This is a genomic window from Enterocloster alcoholdehydrogenati (assembly GCF_013282095.1).
Lineage (GTDB): Bacteria > Bacillota > Clostridia > Lachnospirales > Lachnospiraceae > Enterocloster > Enterocloster alcoholdehydrogenati.
Window position 1 is genome coordinate 115,561 of record NZ_BLTJ01000007.1, and the last position, 24,106, is coordinate 139,666.

Annotated in this window: 19 protein-coding genes; 2 read left to right on the forward strand and 17 right to left on the reverse strand. The window is 44.4% G+C overall.

Annotation, left to right across the window (positions count from 1 at the left end; translation table 11 throughout):
* Positions 1–2: 2 nt before the first annotated feature.
* The 15 genes from HW447_RS09620 to HW447_RS09690 all read right to left on the reverse strand — a co-directional run bounded on the left by HW447_RS09620 (position 3) and on the right by HW447_RS09690 (position 18,870).
* Positions 3–1,832, reverse strand: coding sequence for an ABC-F family ATP-binding cassette domain-containing protein (locus tag HW447_RS09620; RefSeq protein ID WP_176255084.1), 1,830 nt, complete (start codon positions 1,830–1,832; stop codon positions 3–5).
* A gap of 124 nt (positions 1,833–1,956) precedes the next feature.
* Positions 1,957–2,733 (reverse strand): exodeoxyribonuclease III, encoded by a 777-nt coding sequence (locus HW447_RS09625; RefSeq protein WP_176255085.1) that lies wholly within the window; start codon positions 2,731–2,733, stop codon positions 1,957–1,959.
* A 47-nt stretch (positions 2,734–2,780) separates the two neighbouring features.
* Positions 2,781–3,266: an S-ribosylhomocysteine lyase gene (locus HW447_RS09630; protein WP_176255086.1), complete on the reverse strand. Its 486-nt coding sequence runs from the start codon at positions 3,264–3,266 to the stop codon at positions 2,781–2,783.
* 88 nt (positions 3,267–3,354) lie between these two features.
* Entirely contained in the window at positions 3,355–4,992 is a 1,638-nt protein-coding gene (locus HW447_RS09635; RefSeq protein WP_176255087.1) for an ABC-F family ATP-binding cassette domain-containing protein, read from the reverse strand.
* 324 nt (positions 4,993–5,316) lie between these two features.
* Entirely contained in the window at positions 5,317–6,090 is a 774-nt protein-coding gene (locus tag HW447_RS09640) for an SDR family NAD(P)-dependent oxidoreductase (RefSeq protein WP_176255088.1), read from the reverse strand.
* Positions 6,091–6,170: 80 nt separating this feature from the next.
* Positions 6,171–7,445, reverse strand: a complete 1,275-nt coding sequence (locus HW447_RS09645; protein ID WP_176255089.1) for a TRAP transporter large permease — start codon at positions 7,443–7,445, stop codon at positions 6,171–6,173.
* A complete protein-coding gene (locus HW447_RS09650) occupies positions 7,442–7,939 on the reverse strand; it encodes a TRAP transporter small permease (protein WP_176255090.1) in 498 nt (165 codons plus the stop codon). Before HW447_RS09650 ends, HW447_RS09645 begins: the two co-directional genes overlap by 4 nt.
* Positions 7,940–7,953: 14 nt before the next feature.
* On the reverse strand, positions 7,954–8,970 hold the full coding sequence (locus HW447_RS09655) for a TRAP transporter substrate-binding protein (RefSeq protein WP_243176262.1): 1,017 nt from the start codon (positions 8,968–8,970) through the stop codon (positions 7,954–7,956).
* 49 nt (positions 8,971–9,019) lie between these two features.
* On the reverse strand, positions 9,020–10,267 hold the full coding sequence (locus HW447_RS09660) for an enolase C-terminal domain-like protein (protein ID WP_176255091.1): 1,248 nt from the start codon (positions 10,265–10,267) through the stop codon (positions 9,020–9,022).
* 70 nt (positions 10,268–10,337) lie between these two features.
* The gene (locus tag HW447_RS09665) at positions 10,338–11,024 is read right to left on the reverse strand and encodes a FadR/GntR family transcriptional regulator (RefSeq protein WP_243176263.1); all 687 of its coding nucleotides are present in this window, start codon (positions 11,022–11,024) and stop codon (positions 10,338–10,340) included.
* A gap of 140 nt (positions 11,025–11,164) precedes the next feature.
* Complete coding sequence (locus HW447_RS09670) at positions 11,165–12,469, reverse strand: glycoside hydrolase family 28 protein (RefSeq protein ID WP_176255092.1); 1,305 nt, start codon at positions 12,467–12,469, stop codon at positions 11,165–11,167.
* Between the two features lie 34 nt (positions 12,470–12,503).
* Positions 12,504–15,551 carry an alpha-mannosidase gene (locus tag HW447_RS09675; RefSeq protein WP_176255093.1) on the reverse strand — a complete coding sequence of 1,016 codons (3,048 nt, stop codon included), beginning with the start codon at positions 15,549–15,551 and terminating at the stop codon, positions 12,504–12,506.
* A 154-nt stretch (positions 15,552–15,705) separates the two neighbouring features.
* The gene (locus HW447_RS09680; RefSeq protein WP_176255094.1) at positions 15,706–16,560 is read right to left on the reverse strand and encodes a carbohydrate ABC transporter permease; all 855 of its coding nucleotides are present in this window, start codon (positions 16,558–16,560) and stop codon (positions 15,706–15,708) included.
* Positions 16,561–16,566: 6 nt separating this feature from the next.
* On the reverse strand, positions 16,567–17,445 hold the full coding sequence (locus HW447_RS09685; RefSeq protein WP_243176266.1) for a carbohydrate ABC transporter permease: 879 nt from the start codon (positions 17,443–17,445) through the stop codon (positions 16,567–16,569).
* Between the two features lie 87 nt (positions 17,446–17,532).
* Positions 17,533–18,870 (reverse strand): ABC transporter substrate-binding protein, encoded by a 1,338-nt coding sequence (locus HW447_RS09690; protein ID WP_176255096.1) that lies wholly within the window; start codon positions 18,868–18,870, stop codon positions 17,533–17,535.
* Between the two features lie 764 nt (positions 18,871–19,634).
* On the opposite strand from HW447_RS09690, the gene HW447_RS09695 reads away from it, so the two are divergent.
* Together HW447_RS09695 and HW447_RS09700 are read left to right on the forward strand one after the other, a co-directional pair.
* Entirely contained in the window at positions 19,635–20,897 is a 1,263-nt protein-coding gene (locus tag HW447_RS09695; RefSeq protein ID WP_176255097.1) for a sensor histidine kinase, read from the forward strand.
* A 1-nt stretch (position 20,898) separates the two neighbouring features.
* Entirely contained in the window at positions 20,899–22,440 is a 1,542-nt protein-coding gene (locus HW447_RS09700; protein WP_176255098.1) for a response regulator, read from the forward strand.
* A 55-nt stretch (positions 22,441–22,495) separates the two neighbouring features.
* Here HW447_RS09700 and HW447_RS09705 read toward each other — a convergent pair whose 3' ends face one another.
* Entirely contained in the window at positions 22,496–23,122 is a 627-nt protein-coding gene (locus tag HW447_RS09705) for a hypothetical protein (RefSeq protein ID WP_176255099.1), read from the reverse strand.
* 219 nt (positions 23,123–23,341) lie between these two features.
* Positions 23,342–24,106: an amino acid ABC transporter ATP-binding protein gene (locus tag HW447_RS09710; protein ID WP_176255100.1), complete on the reverse strand. Its 765-nt coding sequence runs from the start codon at positions 24,104–24,106 to the stop codon at positions 23,342–23,344.

The window sequence follows — 24,106 nt, forward strand, 5'->3', positions numbered from 1 at the left end:
CCTTATTTCTGCCCTTCGATCTGCTCTACCAGCTCATTCAGGTACATCCAGCGATCCATTTTTTCCTCCAGGGCCGTTTCCTTTTCACTCTTTGTTTTCATCAGCTCGTTCAGCCTTGCATAGTTGCTGGCAGCGCCCTCCATCTCCTTTTCAAGCGCCTCGATCCCTGACTCCAGAGCTGCGATTTCATCCTCTATCGTCTCCCATTCCTTCTGTTCCTTAAAGGAAAGCTTCTTCTTTTTCGGCGCTCCCGCAGTCTCCTTCCAGTTACTCCTATTGACCGCCTTTTGCCCTTCCCTTGGAGCATTTTCCTCCTGAGCCTCTTTCTGAGGATGGCGCAGCTCAAAGGCTCTTAAATAGTCCGTATAGCCGCCCTCATACTGCTGTACTCTTCCCTGCCCCTTAAAGGCGAAAATACGGTTTACCACACGGTCCAGAAAATACCGGTCATGGGAAACCGTGATCACAATACCAGGAAATGTGTCCAGATAATCCTCTAAAATAACCAGTGTCTGGATATCCAAGTCATTGGTAGGTTCATCCAGCAGAATCACATTAGGCGCTTCCATCAGAATTCTCAGCAGATACAGCCTGCGCTTCTCACCCCCCGACAACTTTCCAATAACGGTATACTGCACGCTGGCCGGAAATAAAAATCTTTCCAGCATCTGGCTGGCGCTGATGCTTCCATCCTTCGTCTTAACGTATTCAGCCGCATTTTTGATGTAATCTATCACGCGCAGACTCTCGTCCATTGCCTCATTTTCCTGGGAAAAATAGCCCAGTTTTACGGTCTGACCAATCTGTACAGTTCCAGAGTCTGGCTGTACCCAGCCTGCAATAATCTTCATCAGGGTGGATTTACCGCTTCCGTTGGGGCCAATGATGCCTACACGGTCATTTTTCAGAAAAATATAGGTAAAGTCCTGTAAGAGCATCCTGTCTCCATAGGATTTGCAGATATCCTTCAATTCCACCGTCGTCCGGCCCAGACGGCTGGCAATGGACTCCAGCTGTACGTTCCGGTCATACTGCGGACCATCCTGATCCCGCAGAGCCTCGTAACGCTGGATATGGGCCTTCTGCTTGGTAGAACGTGCCCTTGCCCCTCTCTGCATCCATGCAATTTCCGTCCGCAGGATGGACTGTCGCCTGCGCTCCGCGGCCTCTGCCATCTCCATCCGCTCCGCCTTAAGCTCCAGATATTTCTCATATCCGCCCTGATAGCTGTAAAGCTTTCCCTTGTCCAGTTCCACGATCCGGTTGGTCACGCTGTCCAGAAAATACCGGTCATGGGTAATCATCAAAAGCGCGCCTTTAAAGGACTTAAGGTAAGCCTCCAGCCACTCCGCCATACCGCTGTCCAGGTGGTTTGTAGGCTCGTCTAAAATCAGTAAATCGGCCGTGCTTAAAAGAACACTGGCAAGAGCCACCCGCTTTCTCTGACCACCGGAAAGAGTATCAATTTTCGCCTCACCGTCCAGTATCTCCAGACGGTTCAGCATGGATCGGGCCGCCGCTTTCAATTCCTCCCCGGAGGCAAAATGAGGCTCATTTTTATTTTCCCGCACAATGGCCTCAAGGACGTTTTCTCCCGATTCAAACTCCGGAATCTGAGGCAGATAGCGGATATACAGACTGCGCCCCTTCACCACAGAACCGTCATCTGGCTCCTCTAAACCTGCCACAATGCGCAAAAGCGTCGATTTTCCCGTTCCATTAATTCCAATCAGGCCTACCTTTTCCCCCTCATTGATCGAGAAAGCGGTGTCATCGAACAGCAGACGTTCCGTATATGATTTTTTTAAATGTTCAATGGTAAGAAGATTCATGTATCTGTTTCCTTTTCCGTTCTAAATTTCCTCCCGGATTTCCAGCTCCATGTCCGGGAAGCCTCCGGTCCTATGACCATTATAACAGCTGTGTTCTCTCTTTAACAGCCAGAATCTGCAAAAATCATCCCTGCCCTTCGTCTGCCTGCCGGATCATAAGCTCCACCGGGCAGTGGTCGGAGCCGAGCACCTCTGTATGGATCCCGGCACTTACCAGCCGCTCCTTTAATGCTTCGCTGACGCAGAAATAGTCAATGCGCCACCCTGCGTTCTTCTCTCTGGCCTTAAAGCGGTAGGACCACCAGGAGTAGACACCCTCCGTATCGGGATGAAAATAACGCCAGGTATCAATAAACCCCGCATTCAGAAGCTCTGTAAATTTTCCCCGCTCTTCGTCGGTAAAGCCGGCATTTTTACGGTTGGTCTTAGGATTTTTTAAGTCAATCTCTTTGTGGGCCACATTCAGATCCCCGCAGAAGATCACCGGCTTTTTCTCTTCCAGCCGTTTCAGATAGGCCAGAAATGCCGTTTCCCATTCCATACGGTAATCCAGTCTTGCAAGGCCATCCTGTGAGTTTGGCGTATAGCAGGTGACAACGTAGTATTCCTCAAATTCCGCCGTGATCACCCGTCCCTCATGGTCGTGCTCCTCAATCCCAAGACCATAGGCTACAGAAAGAGGCTCCTCCCTGGCAAACAGCGCCGTACCGGAATACCCTTTCTTCTCGGCATAGTTCCAATACTGGAAATACCCCGGCAGATCCAGGTCGATCTGTCCTTCCTGAAGCTTGCTTTCCTGGATACAGAATACATCTGCATCTGCCTCCTTAAAGAAATCAAGAAAGCCCTTGCCCACACAGGCCCGCAGTCCGTTTACATTCCATGAGATTAGTTTTTTCATTTCCATCTCCTTTTATTGATTATACTCCTTTTTCGGATCATATCATTTTACTGAGGATACTCCATTCTGGATTCGGGATATCCCTCAATGTTCTCCAGCACCTTTAAATACCGGGCAGCCAGGTATTTTGCCATCCCAAGATTCATATCCAGATAATTTCCGCAGTCTTTCGCGCAGGCACCCGGCACTTCACCTTCAAAATCCCGGATAAAGGCAAACATTTCCACAATTAAAGGCAGGATCTGACGGGAGGTAAAATCGCCTGCCAGCAGCAGATAGAATCCGGTACGGCAGCCCATGGGGCCAAAGTAGACGGTACAGTTTCCATATTCGCTGTGGTTCCGCAAAAATGTAGCCCCCAGATGCTCAATGGTATGAACCTCCGCCGTATTCATCACCGGCTCCTCGTTAGGAGAGGTCATACGAAGATCAAAGGTAGTGACGGCGCTGCCGCCTACCTGATCCTTTCTTGATACATATACGCCGGGCTGCAGCCGGATATGGTCAATGGTAAAGCTAGCAATTTTTTCCATATTTTTTTATCTCCTTCCTAAATCCGAAAAGGCAGGACCCTTTGTCCAGATCCTGCCTCCATTTTGTACGCAAAGGCGTACCTTATAATCAATCATCCTGTTCGTCACTCTCTGTAACGGTAAATGTAAATCTCTTTCTTGCCATCTCATCGCTTTCCAGATACTCGTCGTATGTGGTAATCTTGTCGATAAGTTTTCCGTTAATAATCTCCATGATGCGGTTGGCTGTGGTCTGTACGATCTGATGGTCGCGGGAGGAAAAGATCATAACGCCCGGAAACTTGATCATACCGCGGTTTAAGGCATCAATGGACTCCATATCCAGATGATCCGTAGGCTCATCCAGCATCAGCACATTTGCGCCGGAGATCATAAGCTTTGACAGCATACAGCGCACTTTCTCGCCTCCGGAAAGAACCTTTACCTTCTTTACGCCGTCCTCGCCGGCAAACAGCATACGGCCCAGGAAACCGCGGACATAGGTTACGTCCTTTTCCGGCGAATACTGGGTCAGCCATTCTACGATGGTATCGTCATTGGCAAACTCCGCGGAGTTATCCTTGGGGAAATAAGACTGCGTGGTAGTCAGTCCCCACTTGTAGCTGCCCTCGTCCGGCTCCATTTCACCGGAGAGAATCTTAAAAAGAACGGTCTTGGCACGCTCATTGGGGCCTACCAAAGCCACCTTATCCTCTCTTCCCAGGATAAAGGAAATATCATCCAGAACCTTCTCGCCGTCGATGGTTTTGCTTAAATGCTCCACAGTCAGAACCTCATTTCCGATCTCGCGGGAGGGACGGAAGTCGATGTAGGGATATTTTCTGCTGGAAGGCTTGATATCATCCAGCTCAATCTTTTCCAGAGCACGCTTACGGGAGGTTGCCTGCTTGGACTTGGAAGCGTTGGCGGAGAAACGCTGGATAAATTCCTGCAGTTCCTTGATCTTCTCTTCCTTTTTCCGGTTGGCTTCCTTCATCTGCTTGATGATCAGCTGGCTGGACTCTACCCAGAAATCATAGTTTCCGGCGTAAAGCTGGATCTTTCCATAGTCGATATCCGCAATCTGGGTGCAGACCTTATTTAAGAAATAACGGTCATGGGATACTACGATTACCGTATTCTCAAAATTGATCAAAAACTCCTCCAGCCATGCGATGGCGTCCAGATCCAGGTGGTTGGTCGGCTCGTCCAGCAGCAGAATATCAGGATTTCCGAACAATGCCTGCGCAAGGAGTACCTTCACCTTCTGAGCACCCAGGAGATTTCCCATCTGCGTATAGTGGAACTCCGTTCCGATGCCCAGACCGTTTAAGAGGCTCTCCGCATCCGACTCAGCCTCCCAGCCGTTCATGGTGGCGAACTCGCCCTCCAGCTCTGCAGCCTTGATGCCGTCCTCGTCAGTGAAGTCCTCCTTCATGTAGATGGCTTCCTTCTCCTTCATAATCTGATACAGTCTGGCATTTCCCATAATAACGGTATCAAGAACCGTATACTGGTCATATTTGAAATGATCCTGCTGTAAGAAGGAAAGTCTCTGTCCCGGTGTAATGGCGATCTCGCCGCTGGTTGGCTCCAGCTGCCCGGACAGAATCTTTAAAAATGTAGATTTACCCGCACCGTTTGCGCCGATCAGTCCGTAGCAGTTTCCTTCTGTGAACTTGATGTTCACTTCTTCAAACAATGCTTTTTTGCCTACGCGAAGGGAGATATTATTTGCACTAATCATGTCTCTTACCTTTCTATGGAATCTTATTTTACAGCGTTTTTATATGCCGCTTTGGTTCCTCGTCAAAAGAGGGGTCAGAACCTGGCCCCTCTTTTATATGTCTCTCAATATCAGATTGTACAGGGAAAATGGGGTTTTTGCAAGGGGATTTTCGGAAAAAATGAAAATTTACGCAACTCTTCAGCCATGCGGCAATTTGTGCGGAAATATGTGCCGCAGGCTGGCTTGCGTAAGCATTTTTGAATGACGAGAGACATTCAAAAAGAGGCCCCATACTGAATGGCTGCCATTTTCATCAGCAGGCTATCGGTTTATATCCCTTCATTACTTTACCAGATATGCACCGTCAACCGGTATTACTGCGCCGTTCAGATAGTCGGAGGCTGAAGAAGCAAGGAATAGTACCGGTCCCTTCATATCCTCAGGTGTTCCCCATCTGCCCTGTGGTATTCTGAGTGTCGTTTCATCCTTGCGTGCCTGCGTCATATTGGCGCACATTTCCGTATCCATATAGCCGGGTGCCAGAGCATTGATATTGATTCCTCTGCCTGCACAGTCCACCGCAAGGCTCTTGGTAAGCTGCGTAACGGCTCCCTTGCTTGCAGTATAAGCAGGAACCGTAGTTCCTCCAAACCATGACACCATAGAAGCGACATTGATAATCTTCCCGCCCTTGGGCTGTGTCAGCATTACCTTCAGCGCCTTTTGAATCATCAAAAATACATGATCGAGATTTATTTTCATAACCAGATCCCATTCTTCAACAGGAAACTCCTCTGGCAAATGGCGTCTCTGAATTCCCGCTGCCGGAATAAGAACGTCCAAACGTCCTCCCAGAACCTCCAGCGCCTGGTCAAAAATCCTTCCAAGTTCCTCCCTGTCTGCCAGATTACCTGCAATTCCATAGGCCTTATATCCCAGGCTGCGGTAGTGTTCTACTACCTGTTTCAACTTCTCCTCCTGAACATCTACCAAAACCACTTCAGCCCCATTTTCCAAAAGTCCCTCTGCCATTCCCTTTGAAAGCCCCTGTGCGCCTCCTGTAACGATACATTTCTTTCCTTCCACGCTAAACATTTCTTTTGCAATAAATGCCATTTTTATGTCCTCCCTTTTATGATCATTTAAATATATTTTCACAACGCCAATGTATTTAGTCTCTCACCTTCAGATACGTTTTACAGCATAAAAAGACTGACTGCGGGAATAAACACAACTGCGAAAAATACAACCAGATAACCAATGAAAAACGGTATCTGACCTTTTACAATATCTCCCATTTTTAACTTTGTCACGCTGGCCGCCGAAAAGATGTTAACTGCCACCGGCGGTGTCATAGTGCCGACCACATTGGAAATACACACAATCATGCCAAAATGAATCACGTTGATTCCCAGAGAAGCTGCCATAGGCCAGAGTACCGGAACCAGAAGCACTGCCGTAGCAATTCCCTCCAGAAATGTACCGAAGATCAGAAGAATTACCGCAATAATCAGGCAGAACATTACAGGATTAAGGTTCATACCTACAATGGCATTGACCAGTGCGCTGGAAATACCAGAAAATGTAAACAGCCACGAGAAGGCAGTCGATGACGCCACAATAAACAGTACCATTGCCGATCCCTTTGCCGAATCAAGGATAATAGGCACCAGATCCTTCACAGACAGTTCTTTGTAAATGAACATACCTGCAATTAAAGCCCATACCACAGCCACAGAAGCTGATTCTGTAGGCGTAAGGATACCGCTGTAAATCCCCCCCAGAATAATCACTGGAAGCAGCAGCGCCGGAATTGCCTTTACGGTGTTCACCAGAAACTGTTTTGGCGTAATCCGTGTCTCTGCCTTGGGCCACTGCTCCTTTTGAGCAAAGAAAAGAACGACAATCATCAAGGCCGCCATAATCCCAATACCAATAGCAAGTCCTGATTTAAACATATCTCCCACGGAAGCTCCAGTCATAGTGGCATATACCACCATGATGATACTTGGCGGAATGATCGGGCCAAGCCCTCCGGCAACCACCAGAAGGCCCGCAGTCCTGTCCTTCGGATACCCGATTCTCGTCATATCAGGATAAAGCATCGAACCGATAGCAATCACTGTCGCCGGTGCCGAACCTGATAAAGCTGCAAAGAATGTACAGGCCAGTACCAGCGCCAGAGACATTCCCCCTCTGACCCCTCCCACCATGGAATTTGCCAGATCCACCAGTCTCCTGGATATACCGCCTTTTGTCATTAAATTGCCGGCCAGTACAAAAAAAGCAATTGCCATTAAGGATGTGGACTCCAGACCCCCAAAAATTCTCTGCGGAGTCACAGCAATTGTAATCGCTATGTCAGGGCTGAAAAGAATGGTTCCCATTGTAGCCGCGCCCAGAGCCATGGATACGGGAACTCCCAGAATCAAAAATACCGCAAAGCTGCCGAATAAAATAATACCGGTCATGCTGTTTCCTCCTTATGGCTTTTTAATAAATGTACTGCCGTTAATGCTGCCTCTGCCGACTGCACCAGAGTAATCATTGCAAAGCTTATCACCATAGCGCCGTAGGGAATTGTCATGGGAATCCCAAGAGCCGCCGAAACCTGTCCTGTGCGTATCTGAATGTCCATAAGCTTCATTTCTCCCAGAAATACGCCGGCTGAGAAAATAACCACCACTGCCTTTGCCAGAAGCTGAGCCAGTATTTTTGCGTTTCCCTTCAGCCTGTCCACCACTGCCGTTACTGCGACTTGAGTCCCGTCCCGAAGCCCCACCTCCGTTCCGAGAAGTACCATATAGACCATACAGTATACGGATGCCTCATCAAACCAGGATATGGGAAGCTTGAAAATATTTCTGTTGACCACCTGGGCAAATGATGCTGCTACCATTACCATAAATGCTGCTGCCATTATAAAATTTTCTATTTTTGTCAATACGTCCAATATTTTCTTCATCTTATGCCGCCCCCTTACGGATTTTCACGGATAGCCTCTTCCAAAGCCTCCTGCCATTCCTGATCAAAGCGATAGCCTTTTTTCTCTGCCAGCTGTTTATATGCCTCCTGAAGCGCCGTTACGTCAATATCATGGAACGCTACACCCTTCTCTTCTTCCATAATCTTTACCGCATCCTCATTGGCCTGCTTCAGCAGTTTTCGTTCTGTGTTGTATCCTCGGTTTACCGCTTCCATAAATGCCGGCCTAAGTTCCTCCGGGATCCTGTTCCATGCATGGTCTGACATACTGACTAAAATGTATACAAATGCATGGTTGGTGTAGGTGATGTTTTTCGTCACTTCATAAAATCCATTATTCAGACAGTTGCTTACTGCATTTTCACAGGCGTCTATGGTTCCCTGCTGAAGCGCCGTAAACTGTTCACTGACAGCCATGGCCGTAGGGATTGCTCCAAATGACTCAAACGCCGCCATATGATAGGGATTCTGCATCGTCCTGATCTTTACACCATGAAAATCCTCAATTGACTGGATAGGCTCTTTGGAAAATACGTTGCGAAACCCTGATTCCATATAACCGATCACATGAAGATTAAGCTTATCTAAAGCTTCCCTTTCAATCAAATCCCCTACCCTGCCGTCTACTGCTCCATGAGCCTGGGCTTCATTGGTAAAGAGATAAGGCTGATCTAAAATGCTCATTTCCGGAATCCATTGTGTAAATACAGAATTTGCACAGGTTACAATATCGATGCCTCCCAGCATGGCAAGTTCTACTGTATCCCGCTCTCCGCCCAAGGTTCCTCCTGCCAAAACCTCGATCTGAATCATCCCATCCGTAGCTTTCTCTACCTCTCTGGCGATCTCTCTGGCGCCTTCTGCCTGGGCTGAATTATCCGCATCTGCCACAGCCATTTTCAAATGGATTACTTCCTGCTCCGTTTTTTTGGCACTGCAGCCTGAAAAAACTGCGGCCAGCCCTCCTGCCGCCATCAGCGCTGCTGCTGCCCTTGCTAACCTTGATTTCACTGTACACGCCTCCTCCTGCTAATCTTCTTAATACACATCCATAATAAGACTAAGGGGTCTGAAGAGCTCCATCCCTGCGTCTTGTCTGAGTCCATGTCGTTACCTCCGCTGTGCATGGATATTTTTCTGCCTCGGTTTCGTTAATATCCACTCCCAGTCCCGGTCTGTCATTTGCATATACATAGCCATCTTTAAACTCCGGCAATCCGTCAAATACTTCCAGAAGTGCCCCATGCTGACTACGCAGCTTCTGAATCACAAAATTGGGAGGCTCGATTCCTGACCATTCCTGAACTCCAAAATTCGGAGCCGCCAGATCAATATGAATATTCGCTGCGTGCGCTATGGGCGACATATCTCCAGGACCATGCCAGGCGGTTCGTACGCCGAACTGTTCTGCAAAAGTCTGCAGTTTTCTTCCCGGTGTAATACCCCCGATCTGGCTTAAGTGCACCCGTATGAAATCGATCAGCTGTTCTGTAATCAGAGTGCGCCACTCCGCCGGATTATTAAAGAGCTCTCCCTGAGCAATTGGGATAAAGCTCTGCCGGCGTAGCTGCCTTAACCAGTGCATCTGCTCTAAAGGCACCGGATCCTCCAGGAAGAACAAATGATAGGGTTCCAGAGCTTTGGCAAGCTGAATTGCCTCTGCTGGGGCAATCCGTTCATGGACATCATGAACCAGCTGTATCTCATCTCCCATTTTGTTTCGTATTCCTTCAAAAAGAGCCGTCGTATCGCGAATATATTTCTGTGCATCCAGATATACTCCCGGCTTTGCATTTACGGGAGCGGTTTTCGGCGTATGCCCATAACCTTCTCCGCCATAACCTCCGCACTGACAGCGAATCGTCTGGATTCCCATTTCATGAAATCTGGCAATATTTTCGCAGAGTTCTTCGAGATCACGTCCATCGGCGTGGCGGTATACAGGAATGCCTTCTCTTACCTTTCCTCCAAACAGCTGGTACAGCGGCATACCAGCCAGTTTTCCTTTAATATCCCATAAAGCCATATCAATACCGGATATCGCGTTGTTTTCAATAGGGCCATTTCTCCAGTATCCGTTCTGATGCATCAGTTGCCAAAGCTCTTCAATATTTTCCGCATCCTTCCCTGCAAGCAACGGCTCAAAATATGTTTCCAGCAGATGTTTTACCGTCAGGTGACGGTAGGCGAATGTAGCGCATCCAAGCCCATAAAGTCCCGGCTGATCTGTTTCGACCTTTACTACTACCAGATTGATTCCTTCCGGGGCTGTACAGATTACTTTAATCTTTTTGATTTTTACTCCCATTGCTCCTCCTTATTCTTGTATGTTGTCTGACAAGTTAATCTATAAATAAAGCACTGCTGAATGCAATGCCTTATTTTTTTATCTGTCCCTTCTTAAGCCTGTCTACTCCATGCTGAAGATGATCGTGCATGATTCCTCGCGCTCTTTCCGGATTTCCCGCTTTTATGGCATTGATAATCATCGTATGATAATAGATGCCGTCCTGGTATCCAAATACCTGGTTCATCTTCTCATGATCTTCCAGATTTTCCTTAAATATACGGTTCATGCTCTTTTCTATAAGAGGATTATCCGTAGCTTGGCTAAGCAGCCAGTGAAATTGAAGATCCGCCTCCACAAAACGTAAGGAATCGCCTACATTGCACCGCATCTCCTCCAGTGTGTGCTCAAGCCTGCCTAACAACTCCTCTCCCATATTGCGGGCTGCCAGATAACAGGCCTCCGGCTCAATAATCCGACGAAATTCAAGCACTTTTTCCATATCCTTACAATCCTCTGACGTGATCTTATATTCTTGACTGCCGCCAATATCCAGTTGATTGTCAATGAGAAATGTTCCTTTTCCATGAACACTTTCCAATGCCCCGATCCCTGTCAGTTCCTTGATGGCACTCCTGATACTGGCCCGGCTGACTCCCAATTCTGCGCAAAGCTGATTCTCTGATGGAATCTTCTCACCTATTTTCCAGGTACCGCTCCGTATCTGCTGCTTACAATACGCTATGATCTGTTCCGTGACATTGTTCCTTTGAATCATGATGAGTTCTCCATCTTGTCCGACAAGTTATCTGCCTTTATTATAATGCTTTTTGCAGAAATGTCAATACATGGTGTGGATTATTGTAATTATTCAGCCATGCGGAAATATGGCGGGGATGAATAATTACAGATTATTTTTTATATTTTCACCCCACGGCACTCATGGGTTTCAAATGCATTTCCAAAGCATCCGTCTTCATTGTCATGAATGACCACACTGCAATCAGTAAGAACTGCACCATCTACATTTCGCAGCATAAATCCGGCTGTCTTTGTCTTTTCAATTCCCATTCCGGCTCCCGGCCTTATATCATACTGGCCTTTGGGCCATTTTGACTTTGTGGAAAGCTCCACATCTACATGGCGCATACGTATATTGCGAACCTTATATTCCGGACCTCCGGCTATGAAAACACCATTTTCTGAGTTACATAAAATATTATCAAACAAAATATTTTCCACTATTCCTGAGGGCGTCTGCTCATCCCGATTAAAGCTTGAAACAGCAATTGGCTCTCCACAGCCCCACCAACAATCCGCAAAGCGTCTTGTATCTATCCTTATATTGGAAAATGACACGTTCCGCACACTTCCGCCATCTCTTATCTGAATGGATATTCCACGGTTTGAGTCGGATATGATGCAGTCATGGACTAAGATATTTTCAAAATTTCCCGTTCCTTCTGTTCCAATTTTTACGGCCGCTGAAGTGGAAACCAACGTGCAGTCTGCAATTACCACATTTTTTGTGGAACCATATTCCATATTTCCAGCAGAGCTTTTCAGACAAATGGCATCGTCTGCACAGACGATATGGCAGCCCAATATCCTCACATTCGAGGAATGATCCGGATCTATACCGTCTGAATTCGCCACATCCAGCGGATTTAAAATGCGTATCTGCGAAATCAGCACATCCTCACATCCGGCGGGATGAAGTGTCCAAAATGGTGCATTCTGTAATGTTACATCCTTCACTGTAATATGATTACAGTGTTCCAGGTAAATCATAGTAGGCCTTGGATAAAGGTCTCCTGTTACATAATATGGGCTAACACGATGTACAAACGCATAACAGTTTCCATCTATAATACCACCTCCGCTGATTGCAATTCCATCCGCATCCTTTGCATATAAAAATGCATAAGAAGGTTTCAGCGTCACCGGCGTTCCTATCCGATCTATGCCTTCATCGCGAAGCCCGCAGTTAGGTCTAAAATACGCTGAAAGGTCTCCGGATGCTTTCAGCACTGCTCCTCTTTTTATATGCAGCTCTACATAAGGTTTTAAAATCAGGGAACCTGAGTAAAATGTTTTTCCGCTTTCTAAAATAACTCTTCCACCGCCTTCCTGGTAGCATCGATCAATTGTTTCCTGAATAGCGGCTGTATCATTGGTCATTCCATCTCCCTTTGCACCAAACGCCAGCACATCAAAATCCATCTTTTTCTCCTTCCATTGTCCGATTCCCCAGTCCTTAAATGTGTTCCAAACGAAGTGTTTTTATTTCAAAAGGTCTCATGTTCAAAATCACCTCTCCATTTTCCTGCTGGAGCAATTTATACTCCTTCTCTGGAAGATCGGTCTGAGCCACATTCCATTTATCTGCAAACGAAATATGGATATTACCCCGTTTTCCATATGCTTCATATAACCGAACGATAACACCATTCCCATCCTCAGCGGCTTTCAGGGTCTCTGCAATCACATTTTCTTCCTGAATCTCCATAAAGGAAAATCTATATTCCTGACCTGCCTGTACCGCCTGTCCATACAGAGGACAATTCAGACGATACGCCTCCTGAACAACTTTTCCTTCTCTATAATCTCCCGTATGTGGAAACAGAGCATATGTAAACTCATGAAGCCCAACATCAGCATTAGGATTGGGAAAAATACCTGATTTCAGCAACGTTAGACGCATTATACTATCATGGATATCGTATCCATACCTACAATCGTTTAAAATAGATGTTCCATAACCCGGTTCCGCCAAATCAGCCCATTTATGTGCACAAACCTCGAACATAGCCTGATCCCATGTAGTATTTTTATGAGTTGGCCGTTCCACATTTCCAAATTGGATCTCGTAATCCGCTCGAACCGCCAGAATGTCTACCGGAAATTCCGCCTTAACCAGAAGCTGGTGCTCTTTCCAGTCCAATTTGGTTCTAAAATCAATCCGTCCTGTATGACTGTAAAAATAAATTTTTTGTTCCATCCATGAATCCATAAACTGGCGGCGAATTTGTATACAGGCCCTGTATGGCCCATTTTCTGTTACACGAAACTCCTGCGTATCATCCCAATCCCAGGACTTTGCCTCATAATAGGGATCAATATTCCATGAATCAAATTCCATCGGCTTGTCTTCAAACACACGGATACGGTTTCCCCGTTCTCCCATTTTCATGAGTTCTCTATCTTCCGTAATATCTTTGATTTGTGTAAATTCCCCCTTTACATTCAATTCTATCTCATAAAAAGGTGTACGGATGTGAATTGGATGCCCATTTTCATCCTTATCAATCACCTTCATAACCTTTTCTTTGTTCTTTTTATTCTGTTTCTTTATAATACACATACTTTTGGGCGGGATTTTCTCTAGGAGATATAACCATTTTCCATCTGCACTCTTTTGGCCGGATATTCCCTGAATCTGTGTTGAAAGCTCCAGAATTTCTGTCCGTTCAAAGCTTAACGTATTCCACAGGGCAATTCCATCTGCATTTTCTTCCTGTATTCTTGCTCCTTGCTCTTTCAGCAGCACATTCTGTGCCTTTTGAATTAATTCTCCATCTACAGTTTGTATTTCCTCATACTGACGGTCTGAATCCTCATACACATCTGCAATAGATGATCCCGGAAGAATATCATGGAACTGATTCAATAAAAGCAGTTTCCAACAATGTTCCAGTTCTGTTCTTGGATACGAGATAAGTCTGCCTGCAAGAACAGAGAAGAATTCCACATCCTGATTCAAAAATTCACATTTACGATTATTTTTTTTATTATTAGCCATAGAGGTATAAGTTCCTCTGTGATACTCCAGATATAGTTCTCCATGCCACACCGGCAGCTTACTTCTATTTAAATTTTGTTCCAAAATATGAAAAAAATCTTTTACAAAACTTTGTTTTGTCACTGGGCACCCAGGCACACCTCTGCTCAGACGCTCATCCTGTTCCAGCATCTGAGCAGTAGGACCACCCCCGCCATCTCCATACCCATAGCAAGTCAGCACATTGCGGCTTACTTCCTTGTTCTGATAGCGCTGCCAGGTTCCCTTGATCTGGCTTGGATTTTGAAGGCCATTATATGTAGTGTTAAAAGCATTCCTTCCATCTTTCTTGTTTTCCTTGTCATAGTTTTTTGTAGTGATCATATGAGTAAGAACCTGACTTCCATCAATTCCTCTCCACAAAAACGTATCATTTGGAAACTGATTGTGATCATTCCATCCCAACTTCGTTGTCATAAAATAGGGCATATGGAACTGTTTCATAATCTGAGGCAGGGCTGCACTGTACCCAAATACGTCAGGAAGCCAAAGTACCTCATTAGGCAATGCGTCTAGTTCCTCTTCAAAAAATCTTGTTCCATATATGAGGTGACGCACCAGTGATTCGCCCGAGGAAAGATTGCAGTCAGGTTCCAGCCACATTCCTCCCTCTGCTTCCCATCTTCCCTCTTTTACCTTTTGACGTATCTTTTCAAAAAGCCATGGTGCATCCTCCATAACAAACTGATAAAGCTGCGGCTGGCTGGACATAAATTTATAGGATGGATAGCGATCCATCAGATTCAGTACAGTCTGAAAACTACGTACCACTTTTTGCCGTGTCTGCCGCAAAGGCCATTTCCAGGCTACATCAATATGAGTATGTCCAATGCTGTGAACAGTTACTTCCATCCCTGCCGGATGATCATACCTGTTTTTCTTTAAATATTCCCTTGCTTCCTTTACTGATTTATAAAATGCCTCTGATTCTATTCTTCTTAAATCCAGAATATCTGCTGCAAAGCTTAGGAGATCCATTATATCCTTAAAGACTAACTCCTCACTTTCCATTAGTTCTGCCGCCTCGAAAAGCACCTTCATATCAAAATACAGATCAATGACCGGCTGATTTGGAACAGCCGTATCCAGGCGAAAGAAATCACTCTTTTTATGACCATTTGTATAGGCGTAAAAAGCGGTTTCGTATGTACTGGCTGGATTGGCACTATCTGCAAGACACATTACCTGGTGGTTCATATCCATCGTTGCCGACATATATCCATTTCTATAGGCTATAATTTGAGGATTATCCGTATTCCAAATATCATTTGCTCCAGTGCTTACTATTACATACAGCGGTTCTTCCTGTATTCCTGCTTTTCCGGGAATATCCGCCAGAAACCACTGATGCCAGTCCGTACCTCCCCAGGTCTCGTCTCGCCCAAATGTCTGCCATGCAAAATTATTTCTGTCAAATGTTTTTCCATATGTATAATTTCCCCTGGCTGTGTTAATTTTTTCCACTGGACATCTGTTTTTCCAACAATGCTCTTCAAGTTCCTTAAGAATTGCACGTATTCTATTTGCTGTAAAATCCATCTGGCAGCCTCCAAATATATCAGATTTCTTATAAAAAAGGAGAAACAACTAAAATTTTGTTCCTCCCTTTTTTCTTCTCTTACCCCTTTATCCCCGTGGAAGCTATTCCTTCCACCAGATACTTCTGCATGGTCAGAAAAATCAGGAAGATAGGAAGCAATGACAACGTTGCCATCGCAAACATAGCCCCCCAGTCTGAACCCGCTGTTGGATCAGAGAACATTTTCAGCGCATAACTGACCGGATATTTTAATGGATCGCTTAAATATATCAGCGCCGCAAGAAAATCATCCCACCTCCACATGAATGAAAAGATTGCACTGGTAACCAGAGAAGGTTTAATCAGCGGTAAAATAATCTTTGGAAAGATACTGTAAATGCTGCATCCGTCCATTCGTGCCGCCTCATCCAGATCATATGGTATTCCTTTAATAAACTGGACATTCAGAAAAATGAAGAATCCCTGTCCAAAAAACTGCGGAACAATAATCGGAAGATAAGAACCAACCCACCCCATTTTATTGAATACAATATACTGTGGTATCATAATCATCTGAAAGGGAAGCATCATTGAAAGCAGCATACAGGCAAACCAAAATCCCTTGAGTTTAAAATCACATCTTGCAAATCCATATGCAACAACTCCAGAGGACACTACTGCGCCAATCGTAGACAGGCCAGCTATAATAAATGAATTTCGAAAAAAAAGCCCAAAGCTGTACCCGGCAAAGCCCTGCCATCCTACAGAATAATTTTCCAATGTAAATGTTTTTGGTAAAAGTCTCTGCGCTTCCTGAAATATTTCATTGGAATCCTTAAATGATCCCATAATCATCCAGATTAACGGATATATCATGACCAATGCAAACAGACAGGTCAACACATGATACACCGCTTTTAAAATGATTCTTTTTTCTTTATATCCCTGTTTCATGTACCATCATCCTTCTGAGTCGTAATATACCCAGTATTTCTGGGTTTTAAATAGGATCAGAGTTAAAATTCCTACTACCAACACCATAAACCATGCCATAGCGCAGCCATATCCCATCTTGTTATAGGTAAACGAGTTTTGATACATATATACTGTGTAGAATAGTGTCGTATCCCTTGGCTTTCCCTGTGTGATAATATAACTCTGGGTAAATGCCATAAAACCGCTGATCAGCTGATTTATAAGATTAAAGAATATTGTGGGGGTCAGCATAGGCAAAGTAATTTTGAAAAACCGTTGAATTCCTGTAGCTCCATCCACAGTAGCCGCCTCATAAAGAGAAACGGGGATTTGTTTCAGACCAGACAGGAAAATCAACATAGACGAGCCAAACTGCCAAACTGCCAAAATAATCAGCGTCCACAGTGCGGTATCTGTTCTTCCCAGCCATGCAATTTTACTTTCTATTCCAATCGTATTCAACAGAGCATTGATGACTCCATCACTGGCAAACATCCTCTTCCATAAAATAGCTACTGCAACGCTGGATCCAATGATAGACGGCAAATAAAATACCGCTCGGTAAAAACCAGACAGCTTTGTGCTCTTTACCAGAAGCATTGCTACAACCAAAGCCATGACCAGTCTCAGCGGAACTGAGAATACAACATAGTACATAGTCACCCCAAAGACTTTCCAGAATTTAGGATCTCCAGTAAACATCGTTATATAATTTCCAAACCCAATAAACTCCGGGGACTCCAAAATATTATATTTTGTAAAAGAAAATGCAAACGACAATATCATCGGCAGTGCCATAAACGACAGGAACCCAATAATAAAAGGAAGAATAAATACATAACCTGCTGCCTGAGGTGTGTTCATCCTCTGTGTCAACGTCCGTTGTCTTTTGAAGGATCTACCTTGTTTTTTCACTGCAGCACCTCCTTGATCCATCTATGTTTAAACCATTTACTGCGCTTCTTTTAAAATAGTCTGTGCCTGTGCTACAAATTCCTTTGCTGCATCCTCCGGAGTGATATCTCCATACCGTATATCCTCTACCACCGTTTTGCTCAATGCTTCAATCTCGCCCTTACCGTTTGGATCTGGTGCATCGATTGGCGTTGCAATCTCCGCCACACGGTTAATATAATCAAAAATCTTAGCAGATTTTTCATCTACCTTTGCTTTAATTGTTTCTGCAACCTCTGTGTTTATGGGAACACCTCTCTCACCTAAAAGAATCTCGTTACACTCAACACTGTTAGTAAACCAGTTGATAAATTCTGCAGCTTCTTTTTTATGCTGTGATGTTTCGGCAATAGAGAAAAACTGGCTTGGTTTTAGGTACATAGGCTGCTCTTTTGCATCAGCAGATGTTGGATACATAGATATTCCTAATTCCCGTCCTGCCACATCAGATATACTGATATACTGATTTGAGTAGGAAAAATCGTTCCAGGCTGACTGATCAATTATAGGCTTTGTTTCTACTACATCCGGATTTTTTTCTGCCAGTAAATCTGGTGCAATAGCCGCCTCAGAAACATTAAACTTTTCTACATTCTTAAAATGTTGAAGAACAGCAGAGATTTCTCCCGTATTCAACTCATCAAATAGATGGGATCCCTTTGTTCTTGCAACAAAAACCATAGAATTAATACCGCCATCATAATAGGTCTTTACACCTGTTTTCTCATAAATTTGCTCTCCCAAGTCATACAGCTGATCGATCGTAGCCTGTTCCGGTATTATAACCCCAGCTTTCTCTGCAATCTCCTTATCATAAACCATAACAGGGGCATTGCTTCCAAGACTGATGGCATAACATTTCCCATCAATAGAACCGCTCTTAATGATGCTGTCAGGAATATTAGCTGTATCAATGGTGCCATCCTCAATAAATGGCGTAAGATCTGCCAGCTGTCCACTCTTCTGATACTGGTTAATATAGCTATAATCCTGCTGAACAATATCTGGCATATTACCGCCTGCCGCCATAGCAGACAATTTATCCCAGTATCCTGACCAGTCCGTAAATTCCGCCTTAATCTCGATATTCGGATTCTTCTCCATATAGAGGTCAATGGCTTTTTTTGTCACATCATTTCTGGTTTGATTTCCCCACCAGTACAGATTCAGAGTAATTTTTTCTCCAGAAGAAGATGTTTCTCTTCCTTCATCTGATGTCTTTCCCACACTCTGATCATCTGCCCTTCCTGCCCCCATATCGGAAGAGCTGCATCCATTCAATACAGATACCGCCATAATTGCCGCTATCGCCATTGCTGCTACTTTTTTTTTCATACAATGGATCCTCCTCTATCTTAATTGATAACTTAATAATATTGATATCGTATACAAATGTAAATTTAAAAAAGCGTTTTTGACAATTAAAAAAGCGTTATTTTATCACAATATCTCTTTTTTTATTGAATAAATAAACAAATTATGGTATTTTCATCAATATAATATATATTTATACTCTATCCTTTTAAAACACCAAATAAAAAACGAAGCTTTTGCGTACTTCCCAAAAACAGAGGGGGATTTTATAAAATATGTACCGCATTAAAATATTTTTAAACAATTTGTCACTGTACAGAAAGATCATCCTGGTTATTACAATTTGTATCATCTGTATTTATTCAGTTTTTTTTCTGAGTATCCGCTATTTAATAAAAGATTATGATCGTACGATATATCAGACAAATGCATCCCTTCTAAATCATGTATCTACTTCTATTGAGTCCAGCATGAATGCCGTAGAAACTATCTCCAGCAATATTCTGACAGACACCGTAATTCAAGAAGGACTTTCTGCATTTTGCAATTCGCCAAAAGACAACCGAACTGCACTGATACGGAGAAGTTTATATAATGCATTGAATTCTTATACTTTTTACAATAAGTATATTGAGTCAGTCACACTTCTTTTCTCAAATGAAGACTATATCTGTGTGGGAAGCAGCTCAGATCTTGCCGAATTTGATCTGAACCATATCAGAAACCTGTCCAAAAAAGCCCAAGGGAAAGTTATCTGGTCACCAAAAGAGCATTCAGGAAACCAAATGGCCTGCTCACGCCAAATACGCCAGCTAAAATATCTGTCACTGGATGATCTGGCAACGCTTTGCATTGTAATTGATATGGAAAGCATGATTTCCGATGCACTTCATTCCGGTGGATATTCACCGGATAGTTCCCATTTTATCCTGTTTGCAGGTGATACGCGCATCTATCCAAAGAATCCCTACTATGATGCACTCTGCATAGATCTGATCCATTCCGTCCATGATAAAACGGATAAACAAACCGAAAATTATTACGAGATCATTTCTCTGGACGATGAGAAAAAATTTATAATTGAGGGAAAGATACCTGAACAAGACTGGAATTATCTGTATTTTCGCGACTATGACACTATTTTCTCGCAGATACAGCGTACAAAATTTACTACTTTTTCCATTTCTCTTCTGTGCTGTATTGCTGCCCTTTTGGTAATCCGAATCATAATTGGCCGTATTTTGCGGCATATCCAGTTTCTTGTACAAAAAATACGCTGTTTCGGACGCGGTGAGACAATTCCGAAAAATACCTGTTCTTACGATCATAGGTTTGATGAAATCGGTCAGCTCCACCAGAGCTTTGATCAGATGACTCAAAGTATTAAAATTTTGAGAGACGAAAATTATGATAAGCAGATTCTGCTAAAAGATACTACAATTAAAATGCTCCAGCAGCAGATCAATCCGCATTTCCTTTACAATACGCTGGATACTATGAACTGGCTGGCGCAAAAATGCGGCTCAGAAGAAATATCTACTCTGGCAAATTCCCTGGGATGTTTATTCCGCTCATCCATTTCCGATCAGAGAGATCTAATCCCTCTTTCAGAAGAACTGTCTATTTTGGACAACTATATCAGCATTCAGGAAATTCGTTTTCAGAATCGGATGACCTTCCACCTGCTGGTCTCTGACCATCTAAGGAATGTACCAGTTCCAAAACTTTGTATCCAGCCACTGGTAGAAAACACCCTCAAATATTCTGTGGAATATACGGACCAGCCCTGCATCATTCAGGTCGCCATCCGTGAATATGAAAATGACTGCCTGATTGAAGTCGCAAACACCGGCTCCCAGTTTGAAGAGGACATTCTGAACCGAATACGTAATCATGAGATCATTCCCCATGGTTCGGGGATAGGCCTGGACAATATTGATTCCCGTTTAAAACTGCTTTATGGTAGCCACTATGGACTGCATATCAGCAATAAAGACCATATGGCTACGGTAACACTAAAGATTCCAAAGGAAAAGGAGGCACTATAGTATGCTCAGACTACTAATTGTTGATGACGAACCGATCATCCGTGAAGCACTCTCTGAGATGATTGATTATATTTCACTTGGATATAAACTGATTGGAACAGCCAAGAATGGCATGGAAGCTTATGATATCATCTGTGACGAATACCCCGACGTTGTAATTACAGATATTAAAATGCCCATCTTGAATGGATTAGAACTGATTGAAAAAGCGCATAAAACTGACCAGCACATTACCTTTATCCTGTTATCCGGGTATGGAGAATTTGAATACGCACGCAAGGCCATGCAGTTTGGAGTGAAACACTATTTGCTGAAACCTACCAAAAAAGCTGAATTGATTGAAACATTAAAGACATTTTATCAAACTACACTCAAACAGGCCCTCGCCAGCCAGCAGCAGCAAAGCAGTGTTCTCCATAAGGTTCATATCCCGCTTCAGCAATGTTTTATTATGGAGGCGCTGGAGTATCCTCTGCAATTACCCTCTTTATTTCAAAAATACCAGCGTCTGGAAGTGTTTTCAGACAGTTCTCTTACTGCCTGTTTCTGTTTTTTTGTAGAAGAAAGTTATCTGTTTCCTTCCTTCACTCAAGACATACACAAAATTTTGAAGCATTTAGGGATCTGTCTGTCATTTCCTATCCTGTATGTTAAAAATACCGCGATAATAATAGCCCCATTGAATACCCTATTGCTTCAGGAGGACTTTAAGGCTGCAGTTGTGAAACTTCACTATCCCTGTCAGTCTACCTCCTTTGAAGCCAGCATCTGCCATTGTGATACCATGCATACACTTTTTTCCGAGATTATACATAAAATTTCACGTTATGAACGTATTCTCCTTGTCACAGACACCGAGCAGTATGAACTCATAAACTCTCTGACCTCACCGCAAAGACTCCAGCAGCTTACAGAGCAGTTTTACAGCCTGGATACAGAATTACAGAGGGAACATTTTCTCCACACTCTTTTTTGTGAACAGCAGGATATCCAAAGATCCAAAACCCTGGCTGTCAGCATATTTTTAAATACAAACTCTACTGCAGCCTGCTCCATTGAATCAGCCTGTGACTTTTTTAAAAAGCTATATTCCTGTTCCAGTATTTCAAAAATCTGCGAACTGCTGTGTGCCATGCTCTCTGTTTCCAGGCATAATATAACCTCTAAAAAAAGTAATATTGCACTGCTCAAAGAATATATAGAGGAGCATCTGGATTCTGAAACACTCTCACTGAAATGGCTGGCTCAAAACTATCTTTTTGTGAATGTAGGATATCTGAGTAAACAGTTTATCAAAGAAGAGGGGATGCGCTTTTCTGAATATTTAAACCAGAAACGTATCAGCGAAGCCGTCCGACTGATGTCATATTACCAAAAGGATAATATTAAATATATTGCTCAACAGGTTGGCTTTGGAAATAATCCCCAATATTTTAGCCAGGTATTTAAAAAATATACCGGCAGCACCCCAAGTGATTATCTTAATATGCTGAAACATCCATCCCAGAATTCCATACACATGGAGCCGCTGCTCCATAAATGATTGCTCATCTATTTTACAACGGCTCCTTCATGACAGATAACTGCTACTTCGTGCTCTACTCCCCCTTCCGAATCTCCACCGGAAAGTTCGTTTCATCAGAGGTTACATAAGTGACCTTCACCTTATCCCCGCTGTCAGAGGACAGGGCGCCATCCTCTATAGGGCAATTATCCTTTATAAAGCTTAATTCCCTTCCGTCCGCGGTTTCCATGGTAAAGGAGCTCATGGCGTTGGCCGTGGTGGTGCCCTCTTCCGTGATGATAGTCCATTCTTCCTGTTCCGGCAGGGCTACGACCAGATCCACATCCTCCAGGTCTCCCAGGGGATCGCCGATATAGGCGATGGCAATCTGAACGTCCGGGGCGATCTGCGTTTCTACATCGCAGATATCGCTTAAACGGATATCATAATCTTTTCCATCGTCTGCCTGAAGGGTGAAAACAGAGCCATCCTCTTCCGCCCTGGTAATCGTTCCCTGAAGCATATGGTACCGTGCGCTCTCTTTGGGAGCCTCAGTCTGATCCTGTGCAGTTTCAGTCTCAGATGGCTTTGCAGCCGGTTCTGTGGCGGTCTCTGTCTGAGACGAAGCCGTCGGCGCCGGTTCATTCTTTTTTGAGCAGGCGGAGGCAAAAAGCATCGCTGCCATCACTGCCGCCGTTGTCATATATACCTGTCTTCTCATCTTTATAGTCCTCCCGTCTTCCACCAGAAGGTGGTATTGCCGTTACAGCCTGTGACTGTATCAGGGGCGTGACTGCCCCATGTACTGATGGTATCATCCTCCGCTTGAAAATACAAGGAAATTTACTTTACAGTTTCTTAATTTTCGGAAAAAACAGACCGGCCGCACAGACCCAGAGGCCAAAACGGTGCAGGTCTGCCTGATAACTCTGATTGGATTTTACAGAATGGCCCCATACCTTCCAAGGAAGTTCTGGGTTCTCTCATTGTCTGAGGCAAATACCGCCTCCGGCGTTCCCTCCTCCACGATCACGCCTCCTGCCATGAAAATCACCCGATGGGAGATGTCCTTTGCAAATGCCATCTCGTGGGTAACAATGACCATGGCGATATGGAGGTCAGCCAGGGAGCGGATGACCTTTAACACCTCTCCCGTAAGCTCTGGATCCAAAGCGGATGTGGGCTCGTCAAAAAAGAGGATCCTGGGCTTTAACGCCAGCGCCCTTGCTATGGCTACACGCTGGCACTGGCCGCCGGAAAGCTGACAGGGATAGGCATTTTCCTTGTCCTCAAGACCCATTTTCTTCAGGAGTTCCCTGGCTTCCCTGTAAACCTCATCCTTGTTTCTCTTCTGCACGCGAATAGGGGCGTCGGTGATATTTTTCAGCACGGAAAAATGGGGGAACAGGTTGAAATTCTGAAATACAAGGCCGTACTGGCTGCGAATCTCCTTTAACTCCTCTGATGCAGCATAGCTGAGAGAGCCGTTTTCATTTCCCCACACCGCCTTTTTGCCCAGATAGATAATTTCCCCCCGATCCATAGTCTCCAGCATGGTAGCGCAGCGCAGGAGGGTGGACTTGCCGGAGCCGGAGGGACCGATGATGGAAACGATCTCGCCGTCCTCTACGCTCATTGATATATCCTTTAAAACCGGAAGGTCTCCAAAGGACTTTTCCACATGATTTAATTCCAAAAGCTTCAT